The sequence below is a fragment of the Haladaptatus salinisoli genome, from assembly GCF_020614375.1.
GTDB lineage: Archaea > Halobacteriota > Halobacteria > Halobacteriales > Haladaptataceae > Haladaptatus > Haladaptatus salinisoli.
In genome coordinates this window covers 287,725-311,501 of sequence record NZ_CP085330.1, presented here as the reverse complement: position 1 = coordinate 311,501, position 23,777 = coordinate 287,725, and the positions used below count along the sequence as shown (strand labels likewise).

24 protein-coding genes are annotated in these 23,777 nt (G+C 65.2%); 14 read left to right on the top strand and 10 right to left on the bottom strand.

Going from position 1 to position 23,777, the window contains the following annotated elements:
• Positions 1–29 precede the first annotated feature (29 nt).
• Both LIX00_RS22090 and LIX00_RS22085 read right to left on the bottom strand, forming a co-directional pair.
• Entirely contained in the window at positions 30–1,085 is a 1,056-nt protein-coding gene (locus LIX00_RS22090; RefSeq protein WP_227356681.1) for a hypothetical protein, read from the bottom strand.
• A 293-nt stretch (positions 1,086–1,378) separates the two neighbouring features.
• A complete protein-coding gene (locus LIX00_RS22085; protein WP_227356680.1) occupies positions 1,379–2,032 on the bottom strand; it encodes a DUF8102 family protein in 654 nt (217 codons plus the stop codon).
• Positions 2,033–2,602: 570 nt separating this feature from the next.
• On the opposite strand from LIX00_RS22085, the gene LIX00_RS22080 reads away from it, so the two are divergent.
• The 5 genes from LIX00_RS22080 (at position 2,603) to epsC (ending at position 8,502) form a co-directional block, all read left to right on the top strand.
• Positions 2,603–4,225, top strand: a complete 1,623-nt coding sequence (locus LIX00_RS22080) for a BCCT family transporter (protein ID WP_227356679.1) — start codon at positions 2,603–2,605, stop codon at positions 4,223–4,225.
• Positions 4,226–4,292: 67 nt separating this feature from the next.
• Positions 4,293–5,633, top strand: a complete 1,341-nt coding sequence (locus LIX00_RS22075; protein ID WP_227356678.1) for an aminotransferase class III-fold pyridoxal phosphate-dependent enzyme — start codon at positions 4,293–4,295, stop codon at positions 5,631–5,633.
• Positions 5,634–5,730: 97 nt separating this feature from the next.
• Entirely contained in the window at positions 5,731–6,363 is a 633-nt protein-coding gene (locus tag LIX00_RS22070; RefSeq protein ID WP_227357172.1) for an SIMPL domain-containing protein, read from the top strand.
• Between the two features lie 137 nt (positions 6,364–6,500).
• Complete coding sequence (locus tag LIX00_RS22065) at positions 6,501–7,754, top strand: MFS transporter (protein ID WP_227356677.1); 1,254 nt, start codon at positions 6,501–6,503, stop codon at positions 7,752–7,754.
• Positions 7,755–7,935: 181 nt separating this feature from the next.
• Entirely contained in the window at positions 7,936–8,502 is a 567-nt protein-coding gene (epsC, locus tag LIX00_RS22060; protein WP_227356676.1) for a serine O-acetyltransferase EpsC, read from the top strand.
• Positions 8,503–8,524: 22 nt separating this feature from the next.
• Here epsC and LIX00_RS22055 read toward each other — a convergent pair whose 3' ends face one another.
• Together LIX00_RS22055 and LIX00_RS22050 are read right to left on the bottom strand one after the other, a co-directional pair.
• Positions 8,525–8,911: a hypothetical protein gene (locus LIX00_RS22055; protein ID WP_227356675.1), complete on the bottom strand. Its 387-nt coding sequence runs from the start codon at positions 8,909–8,911 to the stop codon at positions 8,525–8,527.
• Complete coding sequence (locus tag LIX00_RS22050) at positions 8,904–9,677, bottom strand: DUF7344 domain-containing protein (RefSeq protein WP_227356674.1); 774 nt, start codon at positions 9,675–9,677, stop codon at positions 8,904–8,906. Before LIX00_RS22050 ends, LIX00_RS22055 begins: the two co-directional genes overlap by 8 nt.
• A 426-nt stretch (positions 9,678–10,103) precedes the next feature.
• Here LIX00_RS22050 and LIX00_RS22045 point away from each other — a divergent pair, with 426 nt between their 5' ends.
• Positions 10,104–11,393 (top strand): S8 family peptidase, encoded by a 1,290-nt coding sequence (locus tag LIX00_RS22045; RefSeq protein WP_227356673.1) that lies wholly within the window; start codon positions 10,104–10,106, stop codon positions 11,391–11,393.
• Between the two features lie 71 nt (positions 11,394–11,464).
• Here the strand turns inward: LIX00_RS22045 and ilvA are convergent, their stop codons facing one another.
• Both ilvA and LIX00_RS22035 read right to left on the bottom strand, forming a co-directional pair.
• A complete protein-coding gene (ilvA, locus tag LIX00_RS22040) occupies positions 11,465–12,754 on the bottom strand; it encodes a threonine ammonia-lyase (RefSeq protein ID WP_227356672.1) in 1,290 nt (429 codons plus the stop codon).
• Positions 12,751–14,028: an amidohydrolase gene (locus tag LIX00_RS22035; protein ID WP_227356671.1), complete on the bottom strand. Its 1,278-nt coding sequence runs from the start codon at positions 14,026–14,028 to the stop codon at positions 12,751–12,753. Before LIX00_RS22035 ends, ilvA begins: the two co-directional genes overlap by 4 nt.
• A 132-nt stretch (positions 14,029–14,160) precedes the next feature.
• Here LIX00_RS22035 and LIX00_RS22030 point away from each other — a divergent pair, with 132 nt between their 5' ends.
• Positions 14,161–15,132 carry a D-2-hydroxyacid dehydrogenase gene (locus LIX00_RS22030; RefSeq protein ID WP_227356670.1) on the top strand — a complete coding sequence of 324 codons (972 nt, stop codon included), beginning with the start codon at positions 14,161–14,163 and terminating at the stop codon, positions 15,130–15,132.
• Positions 15,133–15,181: 49 nt separating this feature from the next.
• On the opposite strand, the gene LIX00_RS22025 is transcribed toward LIX00_RS22030, so the two are convergent.
• Both LIX00_RS22025 and LIX00_RS22020 read right to left on the bottom strand, forming a co-directional pair.
• Positions 15,182–15,658: a hypothetical protein gene (locus LIX00_RS22025; RefSeq protein ID WP_227356669.1), complete on the bottom strand. Its 477-nt coding sequence runs from the start codon at positions 15,656–15,658 to the stop codon at positions 15,182–15,184.
• A 197-nt stretch (positions 15,659–15,855) separates the two neighbouring features.
• Positions 15,856–17,034, bottom strand: a complete 1,179-nt coding sequence (locus LIX00_RS22020) for a M24 family metallopeptidase (RefSeq protein WP_227356668.1) — start codon at positions 17,032–17,034, stop codon at positions 15,856–15,858.
• Positions 17,035–17,097: 63 nt separating this feature from the next.
• Between LIX00_RS22020 and LIX00_RS22015 the strand changes: the two genes are divergently transcribed.
• A complete protein-coding gene (locus tag LIX00_RS22015; RefSeq protein WP_227356667.1) occupies positions 17,098–17,637 on the top strand; it encodes a DUF8156 family protein in 540 nt (179 codons plus the stop codon).
• A 23-nt stretch (positions 17,638–17,660) separates the two neighbouring features.
• Here LIX00_RS22015 and LIX00_RS22010 read toward each other — a convergent pair whose 3' ends face one another.
• Entirely contained in the window at positions 17,661–18,062 is a 402-nt protein-coding gene (locus tag LIX00_RS22010; protein ID WP_227356666.1) for a hypothetical protein, read from the bottom strand.
• Positions 18,063–18,207: 145 nt separating this feature from the next.
• Here LIX00_RS22010 and LIX00_RS22005 point away from each other — a divergent pair, with 145 nt between their 5' ends.
• Together LIX00_RS22005 and LIX00_RS22000 are read left to right on the top strand one after the other, a co-directional pair.
• On the top strand, positions 18,208–19,539 hold the full coding sequence (locus LIX00_RS22005) for a serpin family protein (protein WP_227356665.1): 1,332 nt from the start codon (positions 18,208–18,210) through the stop codon (positions 19,537–19,539).
• Positions 19,540–19,580: 41 nt separating this feature from the next.
• The gene (locus LIX00_RS22000; protein ID WP_227356664.1) at positions 19,581–20,039 is read left to right on the top strand and encodes a MaoC family dehydratase; all 459 of its coding nucleotides are present in this window, start codon (positions 19,581–19,583) and stop codon (positions 20,037–20,039) included.
• A 56-nt stretch (positions 20,040–20,095) separates the two neighbouring features.
• Here the strand turns inward: LIX00_RS22000 and LIX00_RS21995 are convergent, their stop codons facing one another.
• Complete coding sequence (locus tag LIX00_RS21995) at positions 20,096–20,683, bottom strand: DUF7504 family protein (RefSeq protein WP_227356663.1); 588 nt, start codon at positions 20,681–20,683, stop codon at positions 20,096–20,098.
• Between the two features lie 192 nt (positions 20,684–20,875).
• On the opposite strand from LIX00_RS21995, the gene LIX00_RS21990 reads away from it, so the two are divergent.
• The 4 genes from LIX00_RS21990 to LIX00_RS21975 all read left to right on the top strand — a co-directional run bounded on the left by LIX00_RS21990 (position 20,876) and on the right by LIX00_RS21975 (position 23,675).
• A complete protein-coding gene (locus LIX00_RS21990) occupies positions 20,876–21,106 on the top strand; it encodes an Lrp/AsnC family transcriptional regulator (protein WP_227356662.1) in 231 nt (76 codons plus the stop codon).
• Positions 21,107–21,134: 28 nt separating this feature from the next.
• A complete protein-coding gene (locus tag LIX00_RS21985; RefSeq protein ID WP_227356661.1) occupies positions 21,135–21,359 on the top strand; it encodes a hypothetical protein in 225 nt (74 codons plus the stop codon).
• Positions 21,360–21,389: 30 nt separating this feature from the next.
• Positions 21,390–21,659 carry a hypothetical protein gene (locus LIX00_RS21980; protein WP_227356660.1) on the top strand — a complete coding sequence of 90 codons (270 nt, stop codon included), beginning with the start codon at positions 21,390–21,392 and terminating at the stop codon, positions 21,657–21,659.
• 186 nt (positions 21,660–21,845) lie between these two features.
• A complete protein-coding gene (locus tag LIX00_RS21975) occupies positions 21,846–23,675 on the top strand; it encodes a PhoX family protein (RefSeq protein WP_227356659.1) in 1,830 nt (609 codons plus the stop codon).
• Positions 23,676–23,777 lie beyond the last annotated feature (102 nt).

Below are 23,777 nucleotides of genomic sequence, written 5' to 3'. Positions count from 1 at the left end.
ACCGAAATCGCCCGCGGCGACGGTAGCCTTCAGAAGGGACTGCGGCGGGACTGGTGGGAGGTGGTGACGCCCTCGCCCGGGCCGCCGGGCGCCAGATGATCGAATTCCTCCGTCGGAATCGTGCCGTCGGTCCAGGCCATCCGGCCTTCAATTTTGACATCGAGCCCGTCGTACGCACCGAACCGATCGGATTCCGAGTCGATGTAGTTCGACAGCTCTCCGCTCTCCGCCGTTTCAGCGTCGGGGTAGGTGTTTGCCCACGTAAGGTGGGTCGTCTCAGCTCCGAATCGCCACGATTTGAGCCCTCCCGTGATGATGTCCTTCCGGAAGCCGCGCGACGTCGATCCGTCCATCGCCTCCGGGTAGCACCAGAGCGCGTGGGGGGCGTCAACGACTCCGAGCATCGCCGCCACGTACTCGTTACCGTCGACGTACTGACTCGTCTTCGCAGCGGACGTGTCGATGATAGCCTTCGCGCACTCGACCGCGTCGACCTCGCGCATCGGGGACACCTCCATCAGGGCGTGCTTCGAGACGGCGTAGACGTGCTCCGTGCCGTAGAGGTCGAACCCGCGGTAGCGTTCCGGCTCCGGCCAGGTGGTTCGCGTCGCCGTCGTGTGACTCTGCGTCGAGGTTGCCGTGGTCGACTGCCCGTCGTCGGTGATTTTCTCGCCGATTTCCTTCGGGTCGAACGACCCGAGGGCCAACTTCATGTGAAAGTCGATCTGTATCGCGGCGTCGACTGCGGCCGCGTCGACGTACTCGCTGGAAGCGGGGCCTAACATCTGAGATTCCAGTCGGGAGTACGCGTTCTCGTGGGTGGAATCCCGGTGGGAACGGATACCTTCGATGTCGAAATACCGAATCCCGTAGTCATCTCGGAGCGGGGTGGTCGTCGGATCCGGGAGCCACCGCGTGAAATCCGTCGTTGCGGTTCCCCCCGACGAAGACGACGTCGGTGGTTCATCTGGACTGCTGTTGCTGCCAACCAACGGGTCGCTGAGACACCCGGCAGCCGATGCGAGCGTCCCTGTGCTGAGTGCGAGTCCCGTCGTCTTGAGGAGGGTTCGTCGTGAGCGAGGCATGGATCGAACTTCTTGGAGCAGTAAAATAAGCTTTCTCCCATTTATAAATTACTGAGAATAGTGGGTGAGGATAAACTCTCCGCGTGCTCAATCCGAGGGGGCGCTACGAGTCCACGGCGAACGCGATGGAAATTTACGAGGGTACGCACGGACGCGCAGTCTCGGTCGACAACGATGCGAGGGGAGGAGCTCGTAAAAACCACCGTCGCCGGCCCGAGGCCGTAGTTGCTGTAAGCGCGCTCATTTCTCGTTGGCACCGCGAACGAGAGGGGGCTGAGAGTGGTTCGACGGGACTAGTCGTTCAACTCTTCGACCCGCTGGTCGCGCCGCTCGGTCGCGGCGTCGACCTTCTCGATGAACTCGCTCATCTGTTCTTTCATCTCGGACCGCATGGAGGTCGCGGAGAAGTCCCCGGATTCGGCGAGGAGGCGGACGAACGCGCGCAGTTCCTCGTCGGTGATGTCCTCGAAGTCGCCGAATTCGAGCTTGTCGATGACCTCGTCCACGTCGATGCGACCGACCGGGTCGACGTTGAAATCGACGGTCACCATGCGGTAGTCCGAACCCGCGAGTTCCTGTTCGGCCTTGTTGACGCCCTGCGCGAGCATGTCCTTGAACGGGGTGTAGTAGCCCATCGTTCCGAGGTGGAGGAACGCGAGCATGTCGGTGATACCCCGGGTGTAGGCGTCCCTCGCGTCGTCGTCGGGGTTGAAGACGGTCTCCCGGTCGCGGTCTTCTAAGTGCTCGAAGAGTATCGTGAAATCGAGGATGGCGTTGCGGAGGCGGCGTCGAATCCGATTCCGCTTCTGCTTCTTGGAGTGTTCGGTGTAATCGGACTTCCGTCCGATGAGGTACTCCCTGTCGCTCGGCGTGAGGATACCCCTATCCCGATCCGCGGAGTAGGCGAGTTCGTTCGGGGACTCTTTCTCGTCGGACTGGTCGGACATACACAGATTTTGTGTATGGTCTGGATTAAGGGTTACGGAACGTCGAACGCGTTCGACGTTCGGTTCGAAACCCCGGTGGTTCCCAGTGGATTCGTCGAATCGTAGCGCTTCGAGGAGATGGGACGCGCGATTTAGAAACAAAAGTCTTCAAATATCTACTAATATTTATATAAATAACAATCGTAATTTCTACATGGAAAGCGAATACTGATTGCCGTGCTGACACCCGGCTCGTTAGTGTATGGTATCCAACTACTCTGTTATAGCTATACACAATTAACGTTCTCGAACGAAGTTAGTAAACGTATTCTGTAACCATGGGGTTCAATAATCGTAATATTTATCAGGGTCTTTCACGACTGGTTGCGTGTATGGTATCGTACGGCATGGTCGATGAGAGCACACACTAATCATGAAATTCAAACCGCACGACCGGTGTGACCGCGCGCAGGTGAATCGACAACCGAAAGAACGCCCCGAGAGGGTGGAATTGCGGTCGTTCGGGAGCGAGACGGGAACTCCCGACGCGGCGGACGAGCGGTCGAATCGCCGAAAAGGGGGTGAGCGGGCATGAGTCGGTCGAACGAGCAGGGTGCGATCGCCGAGTTCTTCGACGAAATCGAGCCGACCATCTTCGCGTTCGGGGCCGGAATCACGCTCCTCTTCGTGGCGATATTCGCGTACAGTCCCAAAGCAGCGGGCGACGTCGTCTACGCGGTACAGGGGTTCATGCTCGCCCACTTCAACTGGGCGTTCCTCATCGGCATGCTCGGCTTCGTCCTCTTCCTCGGGTTCCTCATCTTCGGGCCGTGGGGGAAGCTGAAACTGGGCGACGAACCGCCCGAGTACAGCTACTTCTCGTACTTCGCGATGATGTACTCCGCCGGACTCGCGGCGGGCATCGTCTTCTGGGGCCCCGCGGAGGCGCTCACACACTACGGGAGCGTTCCGCCGCTGTACAACGTCCCCGACCAGTCCGCGGCGGCGATGCCCATCGCGGTGCAGTACTCGCTGTTCCACTGGAGTCTCACTCAGTGGTCGTGTTTCACCGTGATGGGACTGGGCATCGGCTACTTCGTCTACAACTACGGCGCGCCGCTCCGGGTCTCCGCCATGCTGACGCCGTTCCTCGGAGCGGATAACGTGGACGGCTTCTGGGGAACCCTCGTCGACATCCTCGCGGTGTTCGCCACCCTCGGCGGCGTCGCGACCTCGCTCGGTTTCATCGGGAGCCAGTTCCTCACCGGCTTGCAGTACCGGTGGGGCATCCAACTCGGTGACGCCGGAACCATCGCCATCATCACCGGGATGACGGTCATCTTCACCACGTCGCTGCTGTTCGGCGTCGACCGCGGCATCCGTCGGCTGTCGAACTTCAACATGACCCTCTTTTTCGTGTTGATGGTCGGCACCCTCATCGTCGGCCCGACCGTCTTCATTCTCGAAGTCGGAACGCAGGCCATGGGTGGCCTCATCGGCGACTTCTTCGAGATGAGCTTGTTCACCCACGTGACGGGCGGTGGTAAGTGGGCGAACCAGTGGACGGTGTTCTACTGGGCGTGGCCGCTGGCGTGGTCGCCCTTCGCGGGCCTATTCATCGCGCGCATCTCGCGCGGTCGCTCGGTTCGGGAGGTCGCATTCACCGGCATCGGCGCGACCGCGATGGCGACGATTCCGTGGTTCGTCGTCCTCGGGGGCACCGGCGTCTGGTTGCAGCACACCGGTGTCGTGAACGCCCTCGGCCCCATCAACAACCCCAATCTCGGCTCCGCCGTCTCCGGGTACATCCTCTACGGCGCGCTCCCGTTAGGCCAACTGTTCCTCGTTGGATTTCTGGTCCTCGTGACGACGTTCTTCGTCACGTCGGCGGACTCCTCGACGCTCGCGGTCTCGATGATGACGACCGGCGGGAAGGAACACCCATCGTCCATCAACCGCATCTTCTGGGCGGTGCTGCAGGGCACTGTCGCGTCCATCTTGATGGTCATCGGCGGCGCCGACGCGCTTCAAGCCGCCGCGATAACCACCGGCGGCCCGTTCCTCGTTGTCTGTTCGGTGGCGGTTATCGGCCTCATCAGAACGTTCCAAGACGAGTACGGAAGCATCCTATTGCAGGACGAGACGACCATCTTCGGCACCGGAGACGCGGCAAAGCAAACGCCGGGTCGGAAGGATCCGGCCGACGACGACTGACCGGTGAGGCCCTCCTCTCGGCCGAATCATAACAAGTTTTAATTAACGGCATATACACTCTTTGTGTATGGATAGGGACACGGCGGAACCGGACGCCGACGCGCTTCCCGGCCCGAACGCCCGGAAGTGGATCGAGTTCCACGGGTCGCACGCGGCACCGAGCGAGTACTCCCACGAGTTCGTCTGGGACGTGACGGGCGAGGCGGACGGGCCGTTCGTCACCGACGTGGACGGGAACGTCCTCCTCGATTTCACATGCCACATCGGCGCGGCACCCCTCGGCTACAACAACGAGAAGGTAGTCGGGAAACTCCGCGAGTTCACGCTCGTCGAGCCGATGAAAATCGCCGGACAGGACATGTACTTCGGCGCGGGGGACGACCCGGAGACGACGGAGTTCCCCGGCGCCAGCCACCTGATGGAGAAACTCGCCGACGCGTCCAGCCACTACGGGATGGACACCGTCTTCCTCTCGAACTCCGGCGCGGAGGCCGTCGAGAACGCGATGAAGATAAGTCACGACCGCAATCCGACGGCCAAGTACGCCTACGCGTTCGAATCCAGCTTCCACGGACGGACGCTCGGCACCCTCTCCCTCACCCGGTCGAGCGAGGTGTACACGCGCCACTACCCGGAGATATCCGGCGTTCGGACGGTTCCCTTCTGCGACTGTCGCCGCGGCACGGCCGACGACTGCGACTGCGGGTTCTTCCGACGCGACGGCTCGCAGCTCCGGAACGCGCTCCAACCCGAAGGCGGCCACGTTAACCCCGATGAAATAGCGTTCGTCGTCCTCGAACCGATTCAGGGGGTCGGCGGCTATCGCTTCCCGAGCACCGAGTTCATGAGGGAGGTGGGCGACGTCTGCGAGACGTACGACATCCCGCTCGTCGTGGACGAAATCCAGTCGGGCGTCGGCCGCACCGGCGAGATGTGGGCCTCCGACCACTACCCCATCGAACCGGACGTCATCGCCAGCGCGAAGGCGCTCCGCGTCGGCGCGACCGTCTCGCGGTCGGACGTCTTCCCGACCGAGAAGAACCGCTTGGGGTCGACGTTCGGCGGCGGCGACGTCCTCTCGTCGATGCAGGGCGTGTTCACGCTGGAGGCCATCGAGGAACACGACCTGCTCGCGAACGCGACCGAGCGCGGGCGGCAAGCGAAGGAACTGCTCCGGGATTCCGACGCGCCGCACGTCGTCGACGTTCGGGGCAAGGGTCTGATGCTCGCCGTCGAGTTCGACGCGGAAGACCGACGCGACGCCGTCGTCGCGGAGGCGCTGAACCGGGGGCTGCTCGTCCTCGGCTGCGGCGAGAAGACCGTCCGCCTGCTCCCGCCCCTCGATTCGACCGAGCGCGAGATAGAACTCGGTATCGGCATCCTGAACGAAGCCATCGAGGCGGCCTGAAGGCGTACGTGCACGCTCTCCCGGCCCCGAGTTTTACTGTACCCACGGAAACGGGTTTCTCAATCGAAATACGTGGTCGTGTACGGACGACCGGACGATCACGACCACCGCCGTCGGTCGGACGACTGCTCCACCCGACGAAGTCGACCTCCGGTTCGTCGCCCGTGCCGTCGAACCGGACGTCACGACCGCCCGCCGCGAAGTGCCAAATCGGTCACCGGCGCTTCGGGAAGAACTCGGTGCCGTGGGGGTTCCCGACGACCGAATCCGACCGAGTCAGTTTCGAATTCGGCAGGTTCCCCCCGGACCGTATGAGGCAATCGGATTCCGATTCCGCGACGCAACCGTACCAAGCGACCGAACCGTCGCCGTCGTCGTCTTCGACCTCGACCGCCTCGACGACGTGCTCTCGGCCGCTGTTGACGGGGCCGGCGTCGAAATCGACGAGGTCGCGTTCACGTTCCGGACGGCGACCCGACGCGACCTCCAACGGAAAGCGATCGCTGACGCGGTCGTCACGGCGCGGAAGAACGCCACCGCCGCGGCAGCCCCAGAGGACGTGACCGTCGGCAGCGTGCGGTCGATGGTGACCGACCACGTCTCGCGACCCCGCCGGTTGCGGGCGGGCCGGGCAGTGGCGATGGACACGGCTGAGTCGGGAAGCCTCGAGAGTGGCCCGATCGAGGTCTCCGTCGGCGTCGAGGTCGAATACCGTCTCGAAGAACCCTGAGACGTGGCGTTTCGGTCCGTTCCGACCCTCGAAGACCTAATCCGCTTCGAGAACTTCGACGTACGAACCCTCGGAAATCGCCCGTATCGGAACACCCATCCCCGAGCGTCGAGTACGAACGTCCGACCCCTCCAAGAATGACGACGGGAACGAGCGACGACCGAGCGACGACCGGCGAGGCGGGTGAGACCGCGCGAAGCGCCCGGACTACGTGGGGGCTCGTCGTCGGGGCGAGCCTCGTCTCGACCGGACTCGCCGCCTACGAAATCGTCCCCGCGAGCGTGACGCCGCTGATTCGCGACTCGCTGGATACCACTCCGGCGGCCGCCGGCCTCCTCGTCGGGATAATGTTCGGAACCGCGGTCGTCGCGAGCCTTCCCGTCGGCGCGGTGCTCGACCGGACGAACTCCAGACGCGCGATGGCGCTCGCCGTGCTCGCGCTGCTCGTCGTCGGCATCTGGGGGTGGATAGCGGGCCGGAGCGGCGACTACCGCTCGGTCATCGCGTCGCGAGCGATCGGCGGCGTCGCGTACGTCGTCGTCTGGAACGCCGGAATCGATATCGTGAGTCGGGCCGCGACCGACGCCAACCGAGCGACCGCCGTCGGCGCGTTCACGGCGAGCGGTCCCATCGGGTTCGCGCTCGGACAGGGAACCGGACCGCTCGTCGCCGACTGGTTCGGATGGCCGGCCATCTTCGTCGCGTACAACGGCTTGGCGCTGCTCGGGTTGCTTCTGTTCTGGCCGACGAGTCGGGGGCTCGGGCGGAGCGGCGGCGACGCACCGACGCTCCGCGAGTTCGGGGCGGTGCTCCGAAACCGGAGCGTCTGGCTCGTCGGCACGCTCGGGTTCCTCGGTTATTCGCTGTACCTGTTCGTGAACAGTTGGGGCTCTTCGTACCTCACCGAGGTCGTCGGTCTCTCGTTAGGGCTGAGCGGACTGCTCGTCGCGGTGTTTCCCGCGGTCGGCGTCTTGGCCCGGATAAGTAGCGGCGTCCTCTCCGACCGGTTGTTCGACGGACGGCGGCAACCGGTTCTCCTCGGGTCCTTCTGTCTGGCGGCACCGCTCGTCCTCGGCTTCACGCACTTCCGGTCGATTCCGGTACTCGTTCTGCTCCTGCTCGTCTCCGGGTTCGCGGTCCAACTCACGCTCGGACTATCGTTCACGTACGTTCGGGAGGTGGTCGACCCCCGCGTGGCGGCCACCGCGGTGGCGTTTCAGACCAGTATCGGACTCGCAGGCGCATTCCTCGCGCCGATAGCCGGCGGCGTCGTCGTCGACGTCGCGGGCTTCACTGCGGCGTTCGTCGTCGCCGGCGCGCTCGCGGTCTGCGGCGTTGCGGTCGCCTGGCGAGCGCCGGAACCGGCGTGCCAGTCGAGCATCGACGAGTAACGGCGTGCTGAACGCTCCGAGCCCGCGCGTAGTTCGCTCCGAATCGCCGCCCGCGATGACCGCGCTTTCCGTGAAGACCCCGCGAAACGCCTCGTGGAAGCGAGGCGTACAGACTCCTCGAATCCACGCTTACGCTCGTGGAGGACTTTTTGTGAACGGGGGACCTAGTACCCACAGAGCGATGATCGACCGACTCACGGAGGACGTTCAAACCGCGTTAGAAAAGGACCCCGCCGCGCGCCATCCGCTGGAGGTCGTCCTATGCTATCCGGGACTGCACGCGATCTGGCTCCACCGCGTCGCTCACGCGGTGTGGTCGCGGGATCACTACATCCTCGCCCGCATCCTCTCGCAGTTCGCCCGGTTCCTGACGGGAATCGAAATCCACCCGGGTGCCACGATCGGTCGTCGGTTCTTCATCGACCACGGCGCCGGCGTGGTCGTCGGCGAAACGACCGAGATCGGCGACGACGTCATGCTCTATCACGGCGTGACCCTCGGCGGCGATTCGATGAAACGCGAAAAGCGCCACCCGACGATCGAGGACGGGGTTACGATAGGAGCGGGCGCGACCCTGCTCGGCCCGATAACGGTCGGGACGGAGGCGAAAGTCGGCGCTGGGTCCGTCGTTCTGGACTCGATTCCGCCTCGCTGTACCGCGATCGGGAACCCGGCGGAACTCGTGGGCGAGTGCACGCAGACGGTGAGCGAGTGGGAGACGCAACTGAGCGACGCGGACGAATCGTAGTCGCTACCCGGTCGCGGTCTCCTCAATTTCTGTGCCACCGGTCGTCGGCGTCGTAAAAGTCCGAATCGGCGGGACCGACGCCGCCGACGGTCGAGGAACTCCCGTCGTGGCGCACGACAGCGTAGAAGAGGAGGCCGAGTCCCAACGCCAGCAAGATAGCTTCGGCGGATTGGAGAATCAACCGTTGGCTAGCGTCCAGGTGGTAGTCGCTACGGATACCGAGTCGATACACCGGACTGATGAGTCCGCCCAGAACGATGAACGCGAATCCGACGGTGGAGTAACGGTACGACGACTTCTTCGGATTCTGATAGTACGCGAGGTAGCTCAACGCCGTCAAGAGACAGCCGGTGATGAAGAGCAGTGCGTTGGTCAAGATGAACGCCCACAGCTCCGGCGGTTTAGCCATAGTGCGACTCGCTCCAGAAGTTCGGCAGGTCGAAGGGGTCCGCCGTGTACTCGCTCGCTCGCCGATACGAGGCGAGCAGCCCCCCGAGGAAGCCGTCTAGCTTGTCGACGAGACGGTCGTCCGGTTCGCGGAGAACCCCGAGGAGTTCCTCCAGCACGGGGTGTTCGGAGTACGCAACGCGACCCGATTCGGCGTCGTAATCGACGACGGCGGCGCCGCTAAGCGTCGGAAGGTGAGTGTGGGTGAGTGTGACCGCGATTTCGTCGAGCGACGCTCGACTCGGCGACGTCTCGCCCGTTTCCCGCCGGACGATTTCTCGAGCGAGTTCACGGACGGAACTCGGCGCGGGATCGTCGCGGAGAATCGCGAGGAGGAGACGTCTGCGCTCGTTCGATAAACTCACCAGTACGTCGTCGACTCCGTCGCCCTCCACCCCGAGGAGCCGGTGAAACCGCGAGTCCGCGAGCGAGGCGTGGTCCGTCGCGGTTACGGTTTCTTCCTTCCGCTCCCACGTCACGAGGCCGTGGTCTTCTAACACCGGCAGGTGGGAGTGGCGGATATCGAGACGGACGTCCCTCGCTTCTTCGTTCGGGACGTCGGCGGTGGGGATGCCTCGCTCGGTTGCCGCGAGCGCGAGGGCCAGTTCGCGCTCGGAGAGCGTCGTTCGGTCGAGTAGGTGTCTAAGAATCGACCGCCGTCGTCTCGTTTTCAGGACCGTGAACAGGGGGTTCCGCGTCTCTCTTTCCGTGTGCGTTCGCGTTCTCATTCACCGTCTCTGCTCGCCCGCGACCGTATAGGCGAACGGGCTAAACACCTAGCGCCCTCGCCACCCGCTCTCGATTCTCTCGCTCGGGAGCGCCCGAGGGTCGCCGACGCCGGTAAATGCACTGAATTCCGTGTCGCCGGGGGCGTCCGAAAAACCCGCCGAACGTTTCTCGGATATCGATGCGAGGTTGGTCGGGATAAGCGGTATCCGGGGCGGTCGCCGTCCGTCGGCACCTCCCGCAGTGCCATCGTGGGAAGCTAGCGGTCGGACGAAGCAGTCGCGAATCGAAACTGCCGACGCGGGTTACTCGCTCGCGTTCTCTCCCGCGATTGCTGCGTCATCGTCCGATGAGAGGGTGGGAGACATGTCACAAATTTTGTCTGAGAAAAATTTATTAGCTCTCAGTGTTTTTTATACCGAGACACGATGGATATAAAATCAGAACGTCGAAAGTTCCTCAAGGGCATCGCAGCGACGACCGTCGGCTTCGCGGCAACTGCGCCGGGAAGCGCGTCCGAAGAGGAAACGTACCTCGTGACGACGGGAAGCGACAACGTCGCTCGGAGACTCGAACGAGCGGGCTACGCCGTTCGGAACGAGATTTCCGCCGCGAACCTCCTTTTCGTCCGCGGACCGGCGAACGCCGCATCCGACGTTCGAGGGATTCCCGGCGTCCGCGAGGTCGCGCCGGATAGCGCGTACGAACTGAAAGCGCCGCCGGTCGATTCGACGGGGTCACCGACCGACGCCGAGTACGCCGACCTGCAGTGGGATAAACGAATCACGGACGCGTTCGACGCGCACGATACTGCGACCGGGAAGGGAACGCGCATCGCCGTCGTCGATACGGGCGTCGACCACACCCATCCGGACCTCGCCGACAACGTGAACCGCGAACTGGGTCGATCGGTAGTCGACGGTGAGTTCGGTCCCGACGGCGGACCGGTCGCGGCGCACGGAACGCACGTCGCCGGAATCACCGCCGCAACCGGCGCGGCGGGCGTGGTCGGGATGGCTCCCGACGCCGAAATCGTTCCGCTCCGCGTGTTCCCCGAGGAGGGGCCGCTCGTCGAACGCATTAGCGACTGCCTGTTGGCGATCGACTACGCGGCTCGGATCGGTGCCGACGCCGTTAACATGAGTCTCGGTTGGGACCCGCGTCCGCCGAGGGAGAATCAGACGTCGCGCGGCGTCCGACGCGTCATCTGTGAGCGCGTCGTTAGAAGCGCCCTTCGCCGAGGAACGACGGTCGTCGTATCCGCGGGTAACGAAGAGACGGACCTCCAGCACGGGGGCTACCGCGACATGTGGACGAGTCTCGAGAGCACCCTCGGCGTGAGCGCAACGGGTCCGAACGACGAACTCGCGTTCTACTCGAATTACGGTCTCGGCGATATCGACGTCGGAGCACCCGGCGGCGGATACGAAACCATCGAGAAGACGCTGTCGGACGACACCGAGTGGCCGAACCCCACCAATCGGATTCTATCGACGATACCGGGCGGTTCGTACGCGTACTACGTCGGTACTTCGATGGCCTCACCGCAGGTCGCCGGTCTGGTCGGTCTCGTCCGCGAACTGTCGCCCGATTCGACACCTCAGCAGGTCGAGGGAGCGATCAAACGAAACGCCGAGGCGAGCGCCGGACGAAGCGAACCCGAACTCGGTGCCGGCAGGATCAACGCGTCGAAAACGGTCGAATCCCTCACGAAGTAGACCCCGACGTCTCTCCCGGACCTTCGCATCCGACCCGACGGCGCGGTTGATATCGTCCTTCCCGCGCTCGATTAGTCCGATCGCCCGGCGCGGTGTCGGTCGAAGTTGTCAGCGACCACCGCGACGCCGTCCAGGGCGTCCAGGGCGTCCAGCACCTCGCCGACGTGCGCCGGCCCGCTTCCGGTCACGCCGACGGTCACGGGCGTCCGGTTCGGGTCGTCCTCGGCGGTTCGGCGGGCGCGCTCCAGCGCGTCGAGTTCCGCGCCGCGCTCCTCGACGGTCTCCGAGAGCGCGCCGAGCGCGGTCGGCCAGTCGGCGACCGAGAGGCGGGCGTCCGCGCGCCGACCGAGTTCCGCGAGGCCGGCGCGCACGAGTTCGCCGTGTTCGGAGAGGTTCGCGTTGCCGCCGGAGACCACGACGCCGACGTGCTCGCCGTCCGCGTCGACCGCGCCGGAGAGGAGCGCGGCGAGCGGCGCCGCGCCGGCGCTCTCGGCCACGGTCTTGGCTCGCTCCGCGAGGAGCGCGACTGCGACGCTCAACTCCCTATCGCTGACGCTGACGACGTCGTCGACGCGCTCGCGGACGACCGCGAATGTCTTCTCCAGCAGGCGCGTGTCGGCGATGCCCTCCGCGACGGTGTCCACGTCGGGGAGTTCGTGTATCGCGTCGCGTTCGAGCGACGGCTTGGCGTGGAACGCCCCCTCCGGTTGGACGCCGACGACGCGGACGTCCGGGTCGCGGTTCGCGAGCACGGTCGCGATGCCCGAGATCAGCCCGCCGCCGCCGATGGCGACGAGGACGGTGTCGAGTTCGGGGTACTGCTCCAGCAGTTCGAGGCCGACGGTTCCCTGCCCGGCGATGATCGCCTCGTCGTTGAAGGGATGGACGAACGACAGACCCTCCTCGTCGGCGAGGTCGCGCCCGTGCTCGTAGGAGCGCTCGTAGATGTCGCCCTCGACCACGACCTCCGCGCCGTAGCCCCGCGTCGCCTCGATTTTGGCCGCCGGAGTCACCTCGGGGACGACGATGGTCGCGTCGATGTCGAGCAACCGCCCCGCGAGCGCGACCCCCTGCGCGTGGTTGCCCGCGCTCGACGCGACGACCCCCCGCTCGCGCTCCTCCGGCGAAAGCTGGGCCATCGCGTTGTACGCGCCGCGAATCTTGAACGACCCGGTGCGCTGCACGTTCTCCAGTTTGAGACCGACCGAGGCCGCGCCGCTCCGCTCCGCGAACGTCGTCGAGCGGTCGAGCGGCGTCCGGTGAACGACGTCGTCGAGTCGGTCTCGGGCGGCCTCCACGTCCGCGAGGGTGACGACCTCGTCGGCGGTCGGCACCCCGTCTCTCGTCCGGTCCGGGCTCATACGCCGTCCTCCGCGACGGAGAGTATCGACCTCGTCAGCACCTCGACGCCGATGTCGAGGCTCCGCTCGTCCACGTCGAACGTCGGGGTGTGGTGGCTCGTCGGGTGGTCGGTGCCGACGATGAGGTACGTGGCGAGACCGCCGTCCTCCTGCACGCGCTCCATCAGGAACGTCGCGTCCTCGCTCGCGCCGAAATCCGCGGTCGGAACGACCGAATCGACGCCGTCGACGCCGCGTGCCGCGTCCGCAACGACGTCGAGGAGTTCGGGGTCGCTGTCGGCGCGCGGGGACTCGCTCACGACGTCGACGTCCGCGTCGCAACCGTGCATCTCGGCGGCGGTTTCGAGCGTTCCGATTAGCCGCGATTTCGCGTACTCCATCAGTTCGGTCGTCTCGCCGCGCGCCTCGGCCGAGACGCGGGCGCGCTCGGCGATGACGTTGCTCGCCGTCCCCGCCTCCGCCTTCCCGAGGTTCACGCGGGTCATCCCGTCGGAGTGGCGGGGGATGCCGTAGGCGTTCTGGATGGCGGTGCCGAGCGCCTGCATCGCGTTGTTCCCCTCCTCGGGCGCTTTCCCCGCGTGGGCGGACGTTCCCTCGAACGTCGCCTCGACGTGACACATGGCGAGCGGTCGTTCGATTCCGGCGACGACCTCGCCGGTGGGATGGTCGAGACCGACGTGGACGGCGAAGAAGTAGTCGAGGCCGTCGGCGAACCGACTCTCGGCCATCGGGTAGCCGCCGCCCGATACCTCCTCCGCGGGTTGGAAGAAGACGACGAGTTTCCCGTCGAAGTCGCTCTCCTTCACGGCTTCGACGGCGGCGAGACCCCACGTCATGTGCGCGTCGTGGCCGCAGGCGTGCATCGTCCCGTCGCCCTCGGACCGGAACCCCTCCGCCGTCGGTGCGTGGTCGTCCGCCGTCGACTCCTCGATGAACAGCGCGTCGATATCGACGCGGAGGCCGACCGCCGGTTCGTTCCCTTCGAGGACGGCGACGACGCCCGTGTTTCCGCCGGCCATCCGATCGAGCACGTCGGGGTCGGCGCCGCGTTCGCTCGCTCGTTCGTACCACCGGTCGACGTCGTCGTCCTCGGGGACCGCCATGCGGTCCGCGCCGTCGTAAATCTCGGTTCCGATCGCGAGTTCGTCGACGCCGATGGCTCGTAGCTCCTCGACGAGGCGGTGCGTCGTGTAGAACTCGCACCACGCGGGTTCCGGGTAGCGGTGGAACTCGCGGCGCACCTCGGCGAGTCGCTCTCGTATCGACTCGGTCATGCGTGACCCTAACACGCTCCAACCACTTAATGATAAACGCTTACTGTTGACATCGGCTACACAAAAGGACTAAGGTGAAGCGTCGCAATCGTTCGACCGTCAGTTCGCGTCGGAAGGCGCGGTGGAGATAGAATGAGCGAGAACCCCGATATCGTCGTTCTCCGCGAGGGGACGGAAGGACTCTCGATGGAATCGTACGCCGAGGAGTTACAAGAACGCCTCCCCGACCGGACGGTCGCGCTCGCCCGGACGCCGATGCGGGAGCGCGAACTCGTCGCGGACGCGCGAATCGTCACCGGCATCACCGTCGGCGAGGACCTGCTCGCCCGCGCCGAGCGCCTCGAACTCTTCGCGTGCACGTTCGCCGGAACCGACCACGTTCCGATGGACGCCCTCGCGGAGCGCGGTGTCGCCGTGACGAACGCAGGGGGCATCCACGCGCCGGGCATCGCCGAGCAGGCGGTCGGCAACATGCTCGTCTTCGCGCGCCGCCTCCACGAAGGCTGGCGGCGCAAGCGAAATCGCGAGTGGCGGCACTTCCAGTCGGGCGAACTCACCGACAGCACCGTCACCGTCGTCGGCCTCGGCTCCATCGGCGAGGCCGTGGTGCAGCGCCTCGGCGGGTTCGAGGTGGAGACCATCGGCGTTCGCTATTCGCCGGAGAAGGGTGGCCCGACCGACGAAGTGGTCGGTTTCGAGGAAGACGCCGTCCACGACGCCCTCTCGCGGAGTCGGTACGTCGTCGTCGCCTGCCCGCTCACCGAGACGACGCGCGGACTCGTCGGTGAGTCGGAGTTCGCGACGATGCCGACGGACGCCGTCCTCGTCAACACCGCGCGCGGCCCCATCGTGGACACCGACGCGCTCGTCTCCGCGCTGCGGTCGAACAAGATCCGCGGGGCCGCGCTCGACGTGACCGACCCCGAACCGCTTCCGGAGGACCATCCGCTCTGGAACCTCGAAAACTGCCTCATCACGCCGCACACCGGTGGACACACGCCGCGCCACTGGGAGCGACTCGCCGACATCGTCGCGCGAAACGTCGAACGACTCGACGGGGACGAACCGCTGGAAAATCTGGTGCTCGCGCCGGACCCCCGCTGATTGCGATTGTATCGCGGAGGACGAAATCATCTCGTTCGTTCCGTCTCGCTCAGTCGCGTCCGCGGATGGTTGTTCCGAGTAGGTTGAGCGTACTGCTGAAGACGGCCGCGTCCTCGGAGAACCGGCGGCGGTCGCCCGGACTCAGTACCAGGTCGCGGCCGAAGACGAACGCGGTGATATTACCCCTCCGACCTCGCCCGCGGAGTAGATAGCGAATCACGTACCCGTTGTAGTCGTCCGGTTGGCTGATTTCGGGAACGTCGGTGCCCCCGGGGCGACGCAGGAGTCGAACGGTGGTGGACTGCTCTATCGAGTCGGTGACGCGGAACTGCACGTTCGGGTGGTAGTCGTAGGTGTACACCAACACGTTCTGTGGTTGTGCCGACGCGCTTCCGGCGCTCCCCAGTCCGAGCGCGAGCGCTCCCGTGGCCGGTATCGCCTTTCTCAGTGCATCCGGCCGCGGCGGCGTTCGGCGGGACGCCTCCGTCGAATTTCTCCCCTCGCGGTCGTCGGTTTCGTTCGTCATGGTTCGGCGCTCTCGGATGGACGAGGGTACGAATAAAACGGCGCAATCGTTTCACCGAGTTAGCGGATTTCAACGCCCCCCTATCGAGGGTATCGTTCGTTTCGGGCATTGAGCGCGTCGACGCACCGCGGGGCCGGGCGGCGATGGCCGCCCGCGAATTCCACGTTCGTGCGGGCCTTGGTTCCGAACCGCCGCCGTCACGCGGTGAAGAGCTCCCGCGGGAAGTCGGCCAGCACCTCGGCCCCGTTCGACGTGACGCGGAACGTCTCGCTGAGTTCGACGCCGAAGTCGTCGAACCAGAGGCCGGGAATCGTGTGGAACGTCATGTTCTCCTCGAGTATCGTCTCGTCGCCGGGACGGATGCTCGCGGTGTGTTCGCCCCAGTCCGGCGGGTAGCCGAGACCCATCGAGTAGCCGATCCGGTCTTCCTTCTCGATGTCGTACTTCTGGATGACGTCGCGCCACGCTCGCTCGACCGATTCGGCGGTGACGCCGGGTTCGACGTGGTCGAGCGCCGCTTCGAGTCCCTCGACGACGATTTCCGCCCTGCGTTTCATCTCCTCGGGCGGGTCGCCGACGAACGTCGTCCGCGCCAGCGGGGAGTGATACCGGTTCCGACAGCCGGAGAGTTCGATGATGACCGGGTCGCCCCGCTCGAACGGTCGGTCGGTCCACGTGAGGTGCGGCGTTCCGGTGTGGTCGCCGGACGGCATCAGCGGGACGATGGAGGGGTAGTCGCCGCCGAACTCGTCGGTTCCCCGGATGAGTCCGTCGTATATCTCCGCCGCCACCTCGTACTCCGGGACGCCCTCCGCGACCGCGTCGAGTCCGGCCCGCATCGCGTTCTCGGAGACGCGCGCGGCTTGGCGCATGTACTCCAACTCCGGTTCCGACTTGACGACCCGAACCCAGTTGACGAGGAGCGTGGCGTCGTCGAACTCGGCGTCGGGGAGGTTCTTTTGGAGTCTGGTGTACGACTTCGCGGTGAAGTAGTAGGCGTCCATCTCCACGCCGACGCGGGCGTCGTCGGCGTCGAGGTCCTTCAGCACCGCGGCGAAGAAATCCATCGGATGGAGGTCCCGGGGCGACTGCACGTGGTCGTCGCTGTACGGCCGGATGTTCTCCTCGGCGAGCCACGTCGTCGCTCGCGCTCCGTTGGCGTCCATATCCCGCCCGACCCAGACAGGTTCGTCGCGGTCGTGGGTCACGATGACGGCTTGGTGGACGTAGAACGACCACCCGTCGTAGCCGGTGAGGTAGTTCATGTTCGCCGGGTCGGAGACGACGAGGGCGTCCAGTTCGGCCTCCCGCATCCGTTCTTTCGTCCGCGCTATCCGCCGCTCGTACTCGTTCCGGTCGAAGACGGCTTGTTGCATGACAACGTCACTCCCATGGTCGTCCGGACGTAGTTTAAGTTTTTTGTGTACGTTGCAAACGGTTTGTGTATACAAATCGCGGCGTCGGGAGGGTCGGTCGCGCTCCCGAGGATTTCGGAACCGAATCGGAAAGCGGCGGAGCGACCGCGAAGACGCGACCGACACCGGCCCGACCCGACACCGGCGGCGCTCTTCGCCGACGATGGGCCGCACCGACCGCTCGGCGACGCTCCTTTCGGAAGCGCCGGAAGCGACCCGGTCGCACCTTTGTGCGCTCCGGCGGTACGGTCGGTCGTGATGAACCGTACCGATTCGACGTATCAGGACGCGTTGGACGCGATGGAGACGCGGTGGGAGGCGTACCGACGCGCGCTTCCGGGCACCGACCGGGACGCGTTAGACCGACTCTTCGAGTACGCGCGGGCGCACGCCGACGCGGGTCGGCTTCAGATTCACCAACCCGTCGAGGTGACGGCGTTCGTCTCGGTGCTCGTGGAACAGCAGAAGCGAATCGACGACCTCGAAGATCGACTCGACCACCTCAAATCGGATTTGAACGACGAGATGCGGCGAGGAGCGGCGAGGAGCGACGAAGCGCGATAGTAGGGAGCGAACGGGAGAGGGGTTCAGCGGGCGGAGCGGCGCTCGGCGAACTCGCGCAGCGCGACGAGCAGGTAGACGAGTCCGAGGAGACGCGTGAACGGAACGACCCACGATTTCAGTCGTATTCGTCCGGCGTCGCGGTAGGATACTCGCATCGCGGCGGCGACGAACCGCCTCGGTTCGAGTAGCGCGGGTATCCCGATAAGCCCGAGCAGAGGCGCGGCTTCGGAGTACGACCGCTCGCCGCGCAGCATCAGCGCGAGGAACGCGACCCCCTCGGCGCGGGCGACGGGAATTATCCACGACCGCAGTTCGCTCTCGCCCGGGTTCTCGAACGCGAGCGCCTCTCCGAACTCGACCACCTTCCTCGGGAACGCCAACTCGAAGAGGCCGAACAGCACGACCGCCAGTTTCGACGCGACCATACCCTCGGATACGCGTCCGTCGGGCAAAAAGGCACGCTCTCGCGCCGTCCTCGCCGCGCGGGAGCGCCGCCCGTCCGGAACGTATGTCAAACCGTTCTTTGAGTCTTGCCAACAACTTTCGTGCGTTACGTCCAATCGGTGACGCATGGCCCCGACCCGACGCGCGGTTCTCGCGCTCTCGAACGCGCTCCTCGCCGGTTCGCTCCTCCCGGGCTGTCTCGGACCGCTGTCGTCCGACGATTCGAAGGCGCGCGGTACGACCGTGGCCGGCGATCCGAATCCGAACCCGGCCGTCGCGGGAGGGAGCGATATCGACCGACTGGCCCGCGGCAACGCCGAGTTCGGATTGAATCTCCTATCGTCGCTCGCGGCGGACGAACCCGCGAAGAACCAGTTCGTCTCGCCCTACAGCGTCTCGGTCGCGCTGGCGATGACCTACGCCGGGGCGCGCGGCGAGACGCGAACCCAGATGGCCGAGGCGCTCCGATTTCCGCAGGACGGCAACTCGCTCCACGCGGTCTTCGGCGAGACCGAGGACCGACTGGCCGCGAGCGACGGGGGCGATTCCGGAAAGGACGTCCCCTTCCAACTGAAGAGCGCGAACGCCATCTGGGGACAACGGAACTACCCGTGGCGGGACGACTTCCTCACGACCCTCGAGACGTACTACGACGCCGGCCTCCGCGTCTGCGATTTCGAGACAAATCACGACGAAGCGACCGAAACCATCAACGAGTGGGTCGCCGACCGGACCGAGGAGAAGATAACCGAGCTGCTCCCGAAGAACGCACTCGGCCCCCGAACTCGGCTCGTCCTGACGAACGCCGTCTACTTCCGGGCGACGTGGGCGGAGCCGTTCGAGAAAGATCGGACGAGACGGCAGTCGTTCGCCGCGCTCGACGGGACGAGGTCGCGAGTTCCGATGATGCGCCAATCCGAGTCGTTCCCCTACGCGACCGTCGACGGCCACCAGAGTATCGAACTCCCCTACGTCGGCGGCGAGGTCGGAATGGTCGTCGTCCTCCCCGAGGAGGGAACGTTCGAGGAGTTCGAGCGGTCGCTGGACGCCGACCGCGCGTCGACGCTGCTTAGCGAGATGGAGAGTCGGAAGGGAACCATCGCGCTCCCGAGGTTCACCGTCGAGTCGTCGTTCGAACTTCCGGAGACGCTCGCGGACCTGGGGATGCCGGTCGCGTTCTCGAGGGGCGCAGACTTCGGCGGGATGGTCGACCTCGAAGGGGCGGGCGAACACCTGCGAATCGACGACGTGCTCCACGAGAGCTACGTCGCGGTCGACGAGGAAGGAACCGAGGCGGCGGCCGCGACGGCCGTCGAGGTGGCGGCGACGGGCGCGACGCTGAATCCGTTCGAGATGACCGTCGACCGTCCGTTCCTCTTTTTCGTTCGGCACCGCCCGACGGGCACCGTGCTCTTCCTCGGCCGGGTAGTCGACGCGGCCGCCGCCCGACCCGACTGACGACCGCCGGGTATTTGGTCGAACCGCACCAAAGCGAGCGCATGGCTGGCACGTACTTCGCCGACCTCGAGGTCGGCGAAACCGACGCATTCGGTAGCTACGAGGTCACGAGAGAGGAGATACTCTCGTTCGCCGAGCGGTACGACCCGCAGCCGTTCCACGTGGACGAGGAGGCGGCGGCGGAGTCGCTGTTCGGCGAACTCGTGGCGAGCGGGTGGCACAGCACCGCCATCTGCATGCGAATCCTCGTCGATAACGTTCTCGGCGGCGGCGGAAGCCTCGGGTCGCCTGGCGTCGAGCGTCTCGAATGGACCGCCCCGGTTCGCCCCGGAGAGACGCTCTCGGTTCGAACCGAGGTCCTCGAGAAGCGACCGCTCGAAAGCGACCCGAACCGCGGGCTGGTGACGTTCCACATCGAACTGGAGAACGAAGCGGGGGAGACGAAGCTCTCGATGGAGCCGAAGGTGTTCTTCCGACGCCGCGACGCCGGAGACGCGTAAGGGCCGACGCCCGAGCGGCGACGCTACGTTTCCGACGCGAGTCGACCGTCTCGTCGTCAGTCGATGACGCCGTCGAACAGGCTGGACAGGGTCGCGACGGTCCGGTCGTCGTGGGCGGAGGGCGTTATCTTGTAACAGGCTCGCGCCCGCGCCGCTCGGACGCGCCCGATGAGCGTGTGGAGGAACTTGAAGGCGGTCTGAACGTCCTCCGCGTACTGCAAGAGCACCGTGAGGGAGTCGAAGCAGACGGCGCTCCGGTTCCCGTTGTCCTCCCACTCCGTGAGATACTCGCTCATCTTGATGCCGAGTCCGGTGAGGTTGGTCGGACTCGCCACGCCTTCGACGAGGGCCGGCGGTCGTCGTTCGGAGGCGCTCGGTTGCGGGGCGGACGCTGCCGCGGAGCGCATCGTATCCCCGACGTGGATGACGCCGAGTTGCGCCGGGAGTTCGCCGACGTAGTCGCGCCACCGCGTCAGCCACTCCTCGGGGGTGCGAACGTAGGAGACGATGAGAACGTTCGATAGGGACGGGGGAGAGGCCGCGAGAAAATCGAGGCACTTCGAATCGCCGTCCGCGTCCAGCGGTGACGCGCGGACGAGAACGTTCGTTCCGTCGGCAACGGACTCCCGGAGAGGGTCGCTCATTTGTTAACTCGTATTATATATATCATTAATTTCATATAATATGGGTCTTTCTATAGCTCTTTCACTACTCGTCTCGACTCGAACGAGACCGGTCGGCCGCCATCGCCGCGACGATCCGCGGGCGTCGTCCCCTCGCTCGGACGGCGGCAACGCTTTGGGCATCGCTCGCGTCTAGTTTGAAGGGGAGAACCGATGGTTATCGCCTACGTCCTCATCAAAGCGAACGTGCCGTCAGTGGACCGAATACGCGATACGGTCGCGGAACTCGACGGCGTCACCGACGCCCACATCGTCGCCGGCGATATCGACGTCATCGCGAAAATAGACGTCGACTCGCCGGCCGACGTGAGAAAGACCGTCGCGTCCGGAGTGCTGTCGATCAGCGGGGTCGAGGGCACCCAGACGCACATGGCGATGGAATGACTTCGGCGAAAGCGGTCGGGGGAGAACGATGACGGAGGCAACGAAACGGGAGGTCGTACGGGAACTGGAGCGAGCGTACCCGGGGCCGGTCACCGCGCGGTCGCTCGTCTCGCTCGTCGAAGGCGAGTCAAGGAAGGCGGTCGAATCGGCGCTCAGCGAGTTGGTCGTCGAGCGCCGGGTCGACAGACGGCGACAGAAGGGGATGACGAGGTATCGACTGCGTGAGACCGACGACGCGCTCGAACGCCAATAGCTAAGCGCGATCCGAACGAAGGTCGACCGTATGAGCCTGCTCACGGCGGTCGGCGTCTTCGTCGTCGGCTTCGTCTCGGGGGCGGTGACCCGCTGGTTCGCCGGACTCGCCGCCATCATCGCGCTCGTCCTCGTCTTGCTGGGCGGCGTCGCTCCCGAACCGCTCCAATCGCTCGTCGACCACGTCTTCCGACGATACTACGTCGGAAACGAGCTCCTGTTCATCGCGGGTTTCCTGTTCGGCATCGACGCGAGCGAGGCGAAAGGGGTCGCCGTCGAACGCCGCGGTTCGGGCGGTTGAGCGTATCGGTCGCGAACCGAACGATTCGACGACCGGCCGTTCTCCGAACTCCACCGAAACACCCCCGTACGTATTTCGATATAGATATCGTTTCGTTATTTATACTATTGTTCACCGTTCAGATTTATCTTCAAACAGGTAATTTGCGAAAGGATAAAGTCGAATTCTACCCGACGTACACCCGTCATGCGCGAACACCTGTCCCGGCGCGCCACGCTCGAATCGCTCATCGCGGTGTCGCTCGGCGTCCACGCGGGAACTGCCGGTGCGAGAAGCGGACGAATCGGCGGGCACGGCAAAACCGAACCGACGCTCAACCGATTCGCGACGACCGTCGCGGGCGCGGAGTTCACCGGCATCTTCCTGACGGAGGACGGGCGGCTCTTCTTCAACGTCCAGCATCCGGGCGCGGAGGCGGAAGAGCGGTACCGACCGGGCGCGATAGGAGCGGTCGCCGGCGTCGATATGACGAGTCTCCCCCGCGACTTCGAGAGCGTGCAACCGCCGAAATCGCCCGCGGAGTACGTCAAAACCGCGAAAGGGGAGTACCAGATTCTCGCGGAGGGGGGCGACGAGACGGTGAACGGGAAGCGGTTGGGCGTTCCGTACTCGAAATCGGGGGAACCGCTGACGGACGGGTCGAACCCCGACTTCAACGGATTCGTTCCCGACGGTGCGGACGGCGGCTACCTCTTCACCAACTGGGAGACCCAACCCGGGATGATGAGTCGACTGACGCTCGAACGGGCGGACGACGCCGGCGGATGGACAGTCGCGGAGAAGCGCAACCTCGATTTCCGACCGGTCGAGGGAACGTGGAACAACTGCTTCGGGACGGTCTCCCCGTGGGGGACGCCCCTCACTTCGGAGGAGTACGAACCGGACGCAAGAACGTGGTTCAGTTCCGAGGAGACGACGTACGGGAACGGCGAGCGAGCGATCGAGGAGTACCTCGGTTACGTCGGAAACGCCTATCGGTACGGCTACATCGTCGAGATTGAGAACCCGAAGGGCGACCCGAAACCGACCAAGCACTACGCGATGGGGCGGTTCGCCCACGAGAACGCCGTCGTCATGCCCGACCGAAAGACGGCGTACATGAGCGACGACGGAACCGGCACCGTCTTCTTCAAGTTCGTCGCTGACGAACCGGGGGACCTCTCGGCGGGGACGCTCTACGCCGCGCGGGCGAGGCAGTTGGGGCCGACCGACGACACCGCGGACGTCAGCTTCGGCATCGAGTGGATCGAACTCGCGCACGCCACCGACGACCAAGTGCTGTCGTGGATAGAGGAGTACGACGACCAGGACCCCTCCCCGAACCCGGACTACGTCACCGACGCGGAGGTCGAAGCGTGGGCGAACGGCGACGCCGCCGACGACCGCGCGGCGTTCCTCGAATCCCGAAAAGCCGCGGCGGCGGTCGGCGCGACCGACGAGTTCCGCAAGATGGAGGGGGTCAACATCAAGTCAGACGCGCGACCCGGCGACTTCCTCTACATGGCGATGTCGGAGGTGAACGAGACGATGCTCTCGAACGAGGCCACCGGGGAGCACGACGATCCGCAGGACCACATCGAACTCGAGGGGAACGATTACGGTGCGGTCTACCGGATGCGGTTGGACGGGCGGTACGACGTCCACCGGATGGAACCGGTCGTCGTCGGCGGTCCGAACGCGAACGTCTGCGGCGGTTGTCCGTACGACTCGCACCCGAACTCGAAGAGCACCGTCTGTCGGGACTGCTCGTACAACCCGACGAGGGAACGTCGGTCGTCCGCGAGTCGGGAGACCCGGGGAGACGCGAAAGGCGTCCACAGGGCGACCGAGGCGGCGAAAGGGCTCGCGGGCGGCGGACTGCGGAGGCTCGCCGACGCGTCCTCGACGGTCGACCCGGAGAACACCATCGCCAATCCGGACAACCTCGTCATCCTCCCCGACGGACGCGTCGTCATCGGCGAGGACAGCGACCTCCACCGCCCGAACATGCTCTGGGTCTACGACCCCGAACTGTAGGGAGAAAACGCCCTCCCCGCCGGTCAATTCTGCTCCGCACCCGAAAGATTCAACTCCCTCAGAGTATCAGTGGGCCGTGAGAATGACGGTCGGAGAAGCGGG

What these genes read in the sequence shown, in the direction of transcription:
- LIX00_RS21995 (WP_227356663.1), bottom strand. Translation starts at nt 20,683, where the DNA reads ATGAGCGACCCTCTCCGGGAGTCCGTTGCCGACGGAACGAACGTTCTC.
- LIX00_RS22080 (WP_227356679.1), top strand. Translation starts at nt 2,603, where the DNA reads ATGAGTCGGTCGAACGAGCAGGGTGCGATCGCCGAGTTCTTCGACGAA.
- LIX00_RS22020 (WP_227356668.1), bottom strand. Translation starts at nt 17,034, where the DNA reads ATGCAACAAGCCGTCTTCGACCGGAACGAGTACGAGCGGCGGATAGCG.
- LIX00_RS22045 (WP_227356673.1), top strand. Translation starts at nt 10,104, where the DNA reads ATGGATATAAAATCAGAACGTCGAAAGTTCCTCAAGGGCATCGCAGCG.
- LIX00_RS22035 (WP_227356671.1), bottom strand. Translation starts at nt 14,028, where the DNA reads ATGACCGAGTCGATACGAGAGCGACTCGCCGAGGTGCGCCGCGAGTTC.
- LIX00_RS22000 (WP_227356664.1), top strand. Translation starts at nt 19,581, where the DNA reads ATGGCTGGCACGTACTTCGCCGACCTCGAGGTCGGCGAAACCGACGCA.
- epsC (WP_227356676.1), top strand. Translation starts at nt 7,936, where the DNA reads ATGATCGACCGACTCACGGAGGACGTTCAAACCGCGTTAGAAAAGGAC.
- LIX00_RS21980 (WP_227356660.1), top strand. Translation starts at nt 21,390, where the DNA reads ATGAGCCTGCTCACGGCGGTCGGCGTCTTCGTCGTCGGCTTCGTCTCG.
- LIX00_RS22030 (WP_227356670.1), top strand. Translation starts at nt 14,161, where the DNA reads ATGAGCGAGAACCCCGATATCGTCGTTCTCCGCGAGGGGACGGAAGGA.
- LIX00_RS21975 (WP_227356659.1), top strand. Translation starts at nt 21,846, where the DNA reads ATGCGCGAACACCTGTCCCGGCGCGCCACGCTCGAATCGCTCATCGCG.
- ilvA (WP_227356672.1), bottom strand. Translation starts at nt 12,754, where the DNA reads ATGAGCCCGGACCGGACGAGAGACGGGGTGCCGACCGCCGACGAGGTC.
- LIX00_RS22055 (WP_227356675.1), bottom strand. Translation starts at nt 8,911, where the DNA reads ATGGCTAAACCGCCGGAGCTGTGGGCGTTCATCTTGACCAACGCACTG.
- LIX00_RS21985 (WP_227356661.1), top strand. Translation starts at nt 21,135, where the DNA reads ATGACGGAGGCAACGAAACGGGAGGTCGTACGGGAACTGGAGCGAGCG.
- LIX00_RS22075 (WP_227356678.1), top strand. Translation starts at nt 4,293, where the DNA reads ATGGATAGGGACACGGCGGAACCGGACGCCGACGCGCTTCCCGGCCCG.
- LIX00_RS22005 (WP_227356665.1), top strand. Translation starts at nt 18,208, where the DNA reads ATGGCCCCGACCCGACGCGCGGTTCTCGCGCTCTCGAACGCGCTCCTC.
- LIX00_RS21990 (WP_227356662.1), top strand. Translation starts at nt 20,876, where the DNA reads ATGGTTATCGCCTACGTCCTCATCAAAGCGAACGTGCCGTCAGTGGAC.
- LIX00_RS22085 (WP_227356680.1), bottom strand. Translation starts at nt 2,032, where the DNA reads ATGTCCGACCAGTCCGACGAGAAAGAGTCCCCGAACGAACTCGCCTAC.
- LIX00_RS22025 (WP_227356669.1), bottom strand. Translation starts at nt 15,658, where the DNA reads ATGACGAACGAAACCGACGACCGCGAGGGGAGAAATTCGACGGAGGCG.
- LIX00_RS22065 (WP_227356677.1), top strand. Translation starts at nt 6,501, where the DNA reads ATGACGACGGGAACGAGCGACGACCGAGCGACGACCGGCGAGGCGGGT.
- LIX00_RS22090 (WP_227356681.1), bottom strand. Translation starts at nt 1,085, where the DNA reads ATGCCTCGCTCACGACGAACCCTCCTCAAGACGACGGGACTCGCACTC.
- LIX00_RS22010 (WP_227356666.1), bottom strand. Translation starts at nt 18,062, where the DNA reads ATGGTCGCGTCGAAACTGGCGGTCGTGCTGTTCGGCCTCTTCGAGTTG.
- LIX00_RS22050 (WP_227356674.1), bottom strand. Translation starts at nt 9,677, where the DNA reads ATGAGAACGCGAACGCACACGGAAAGAGAGACGCGGAACCCCCTGTTC.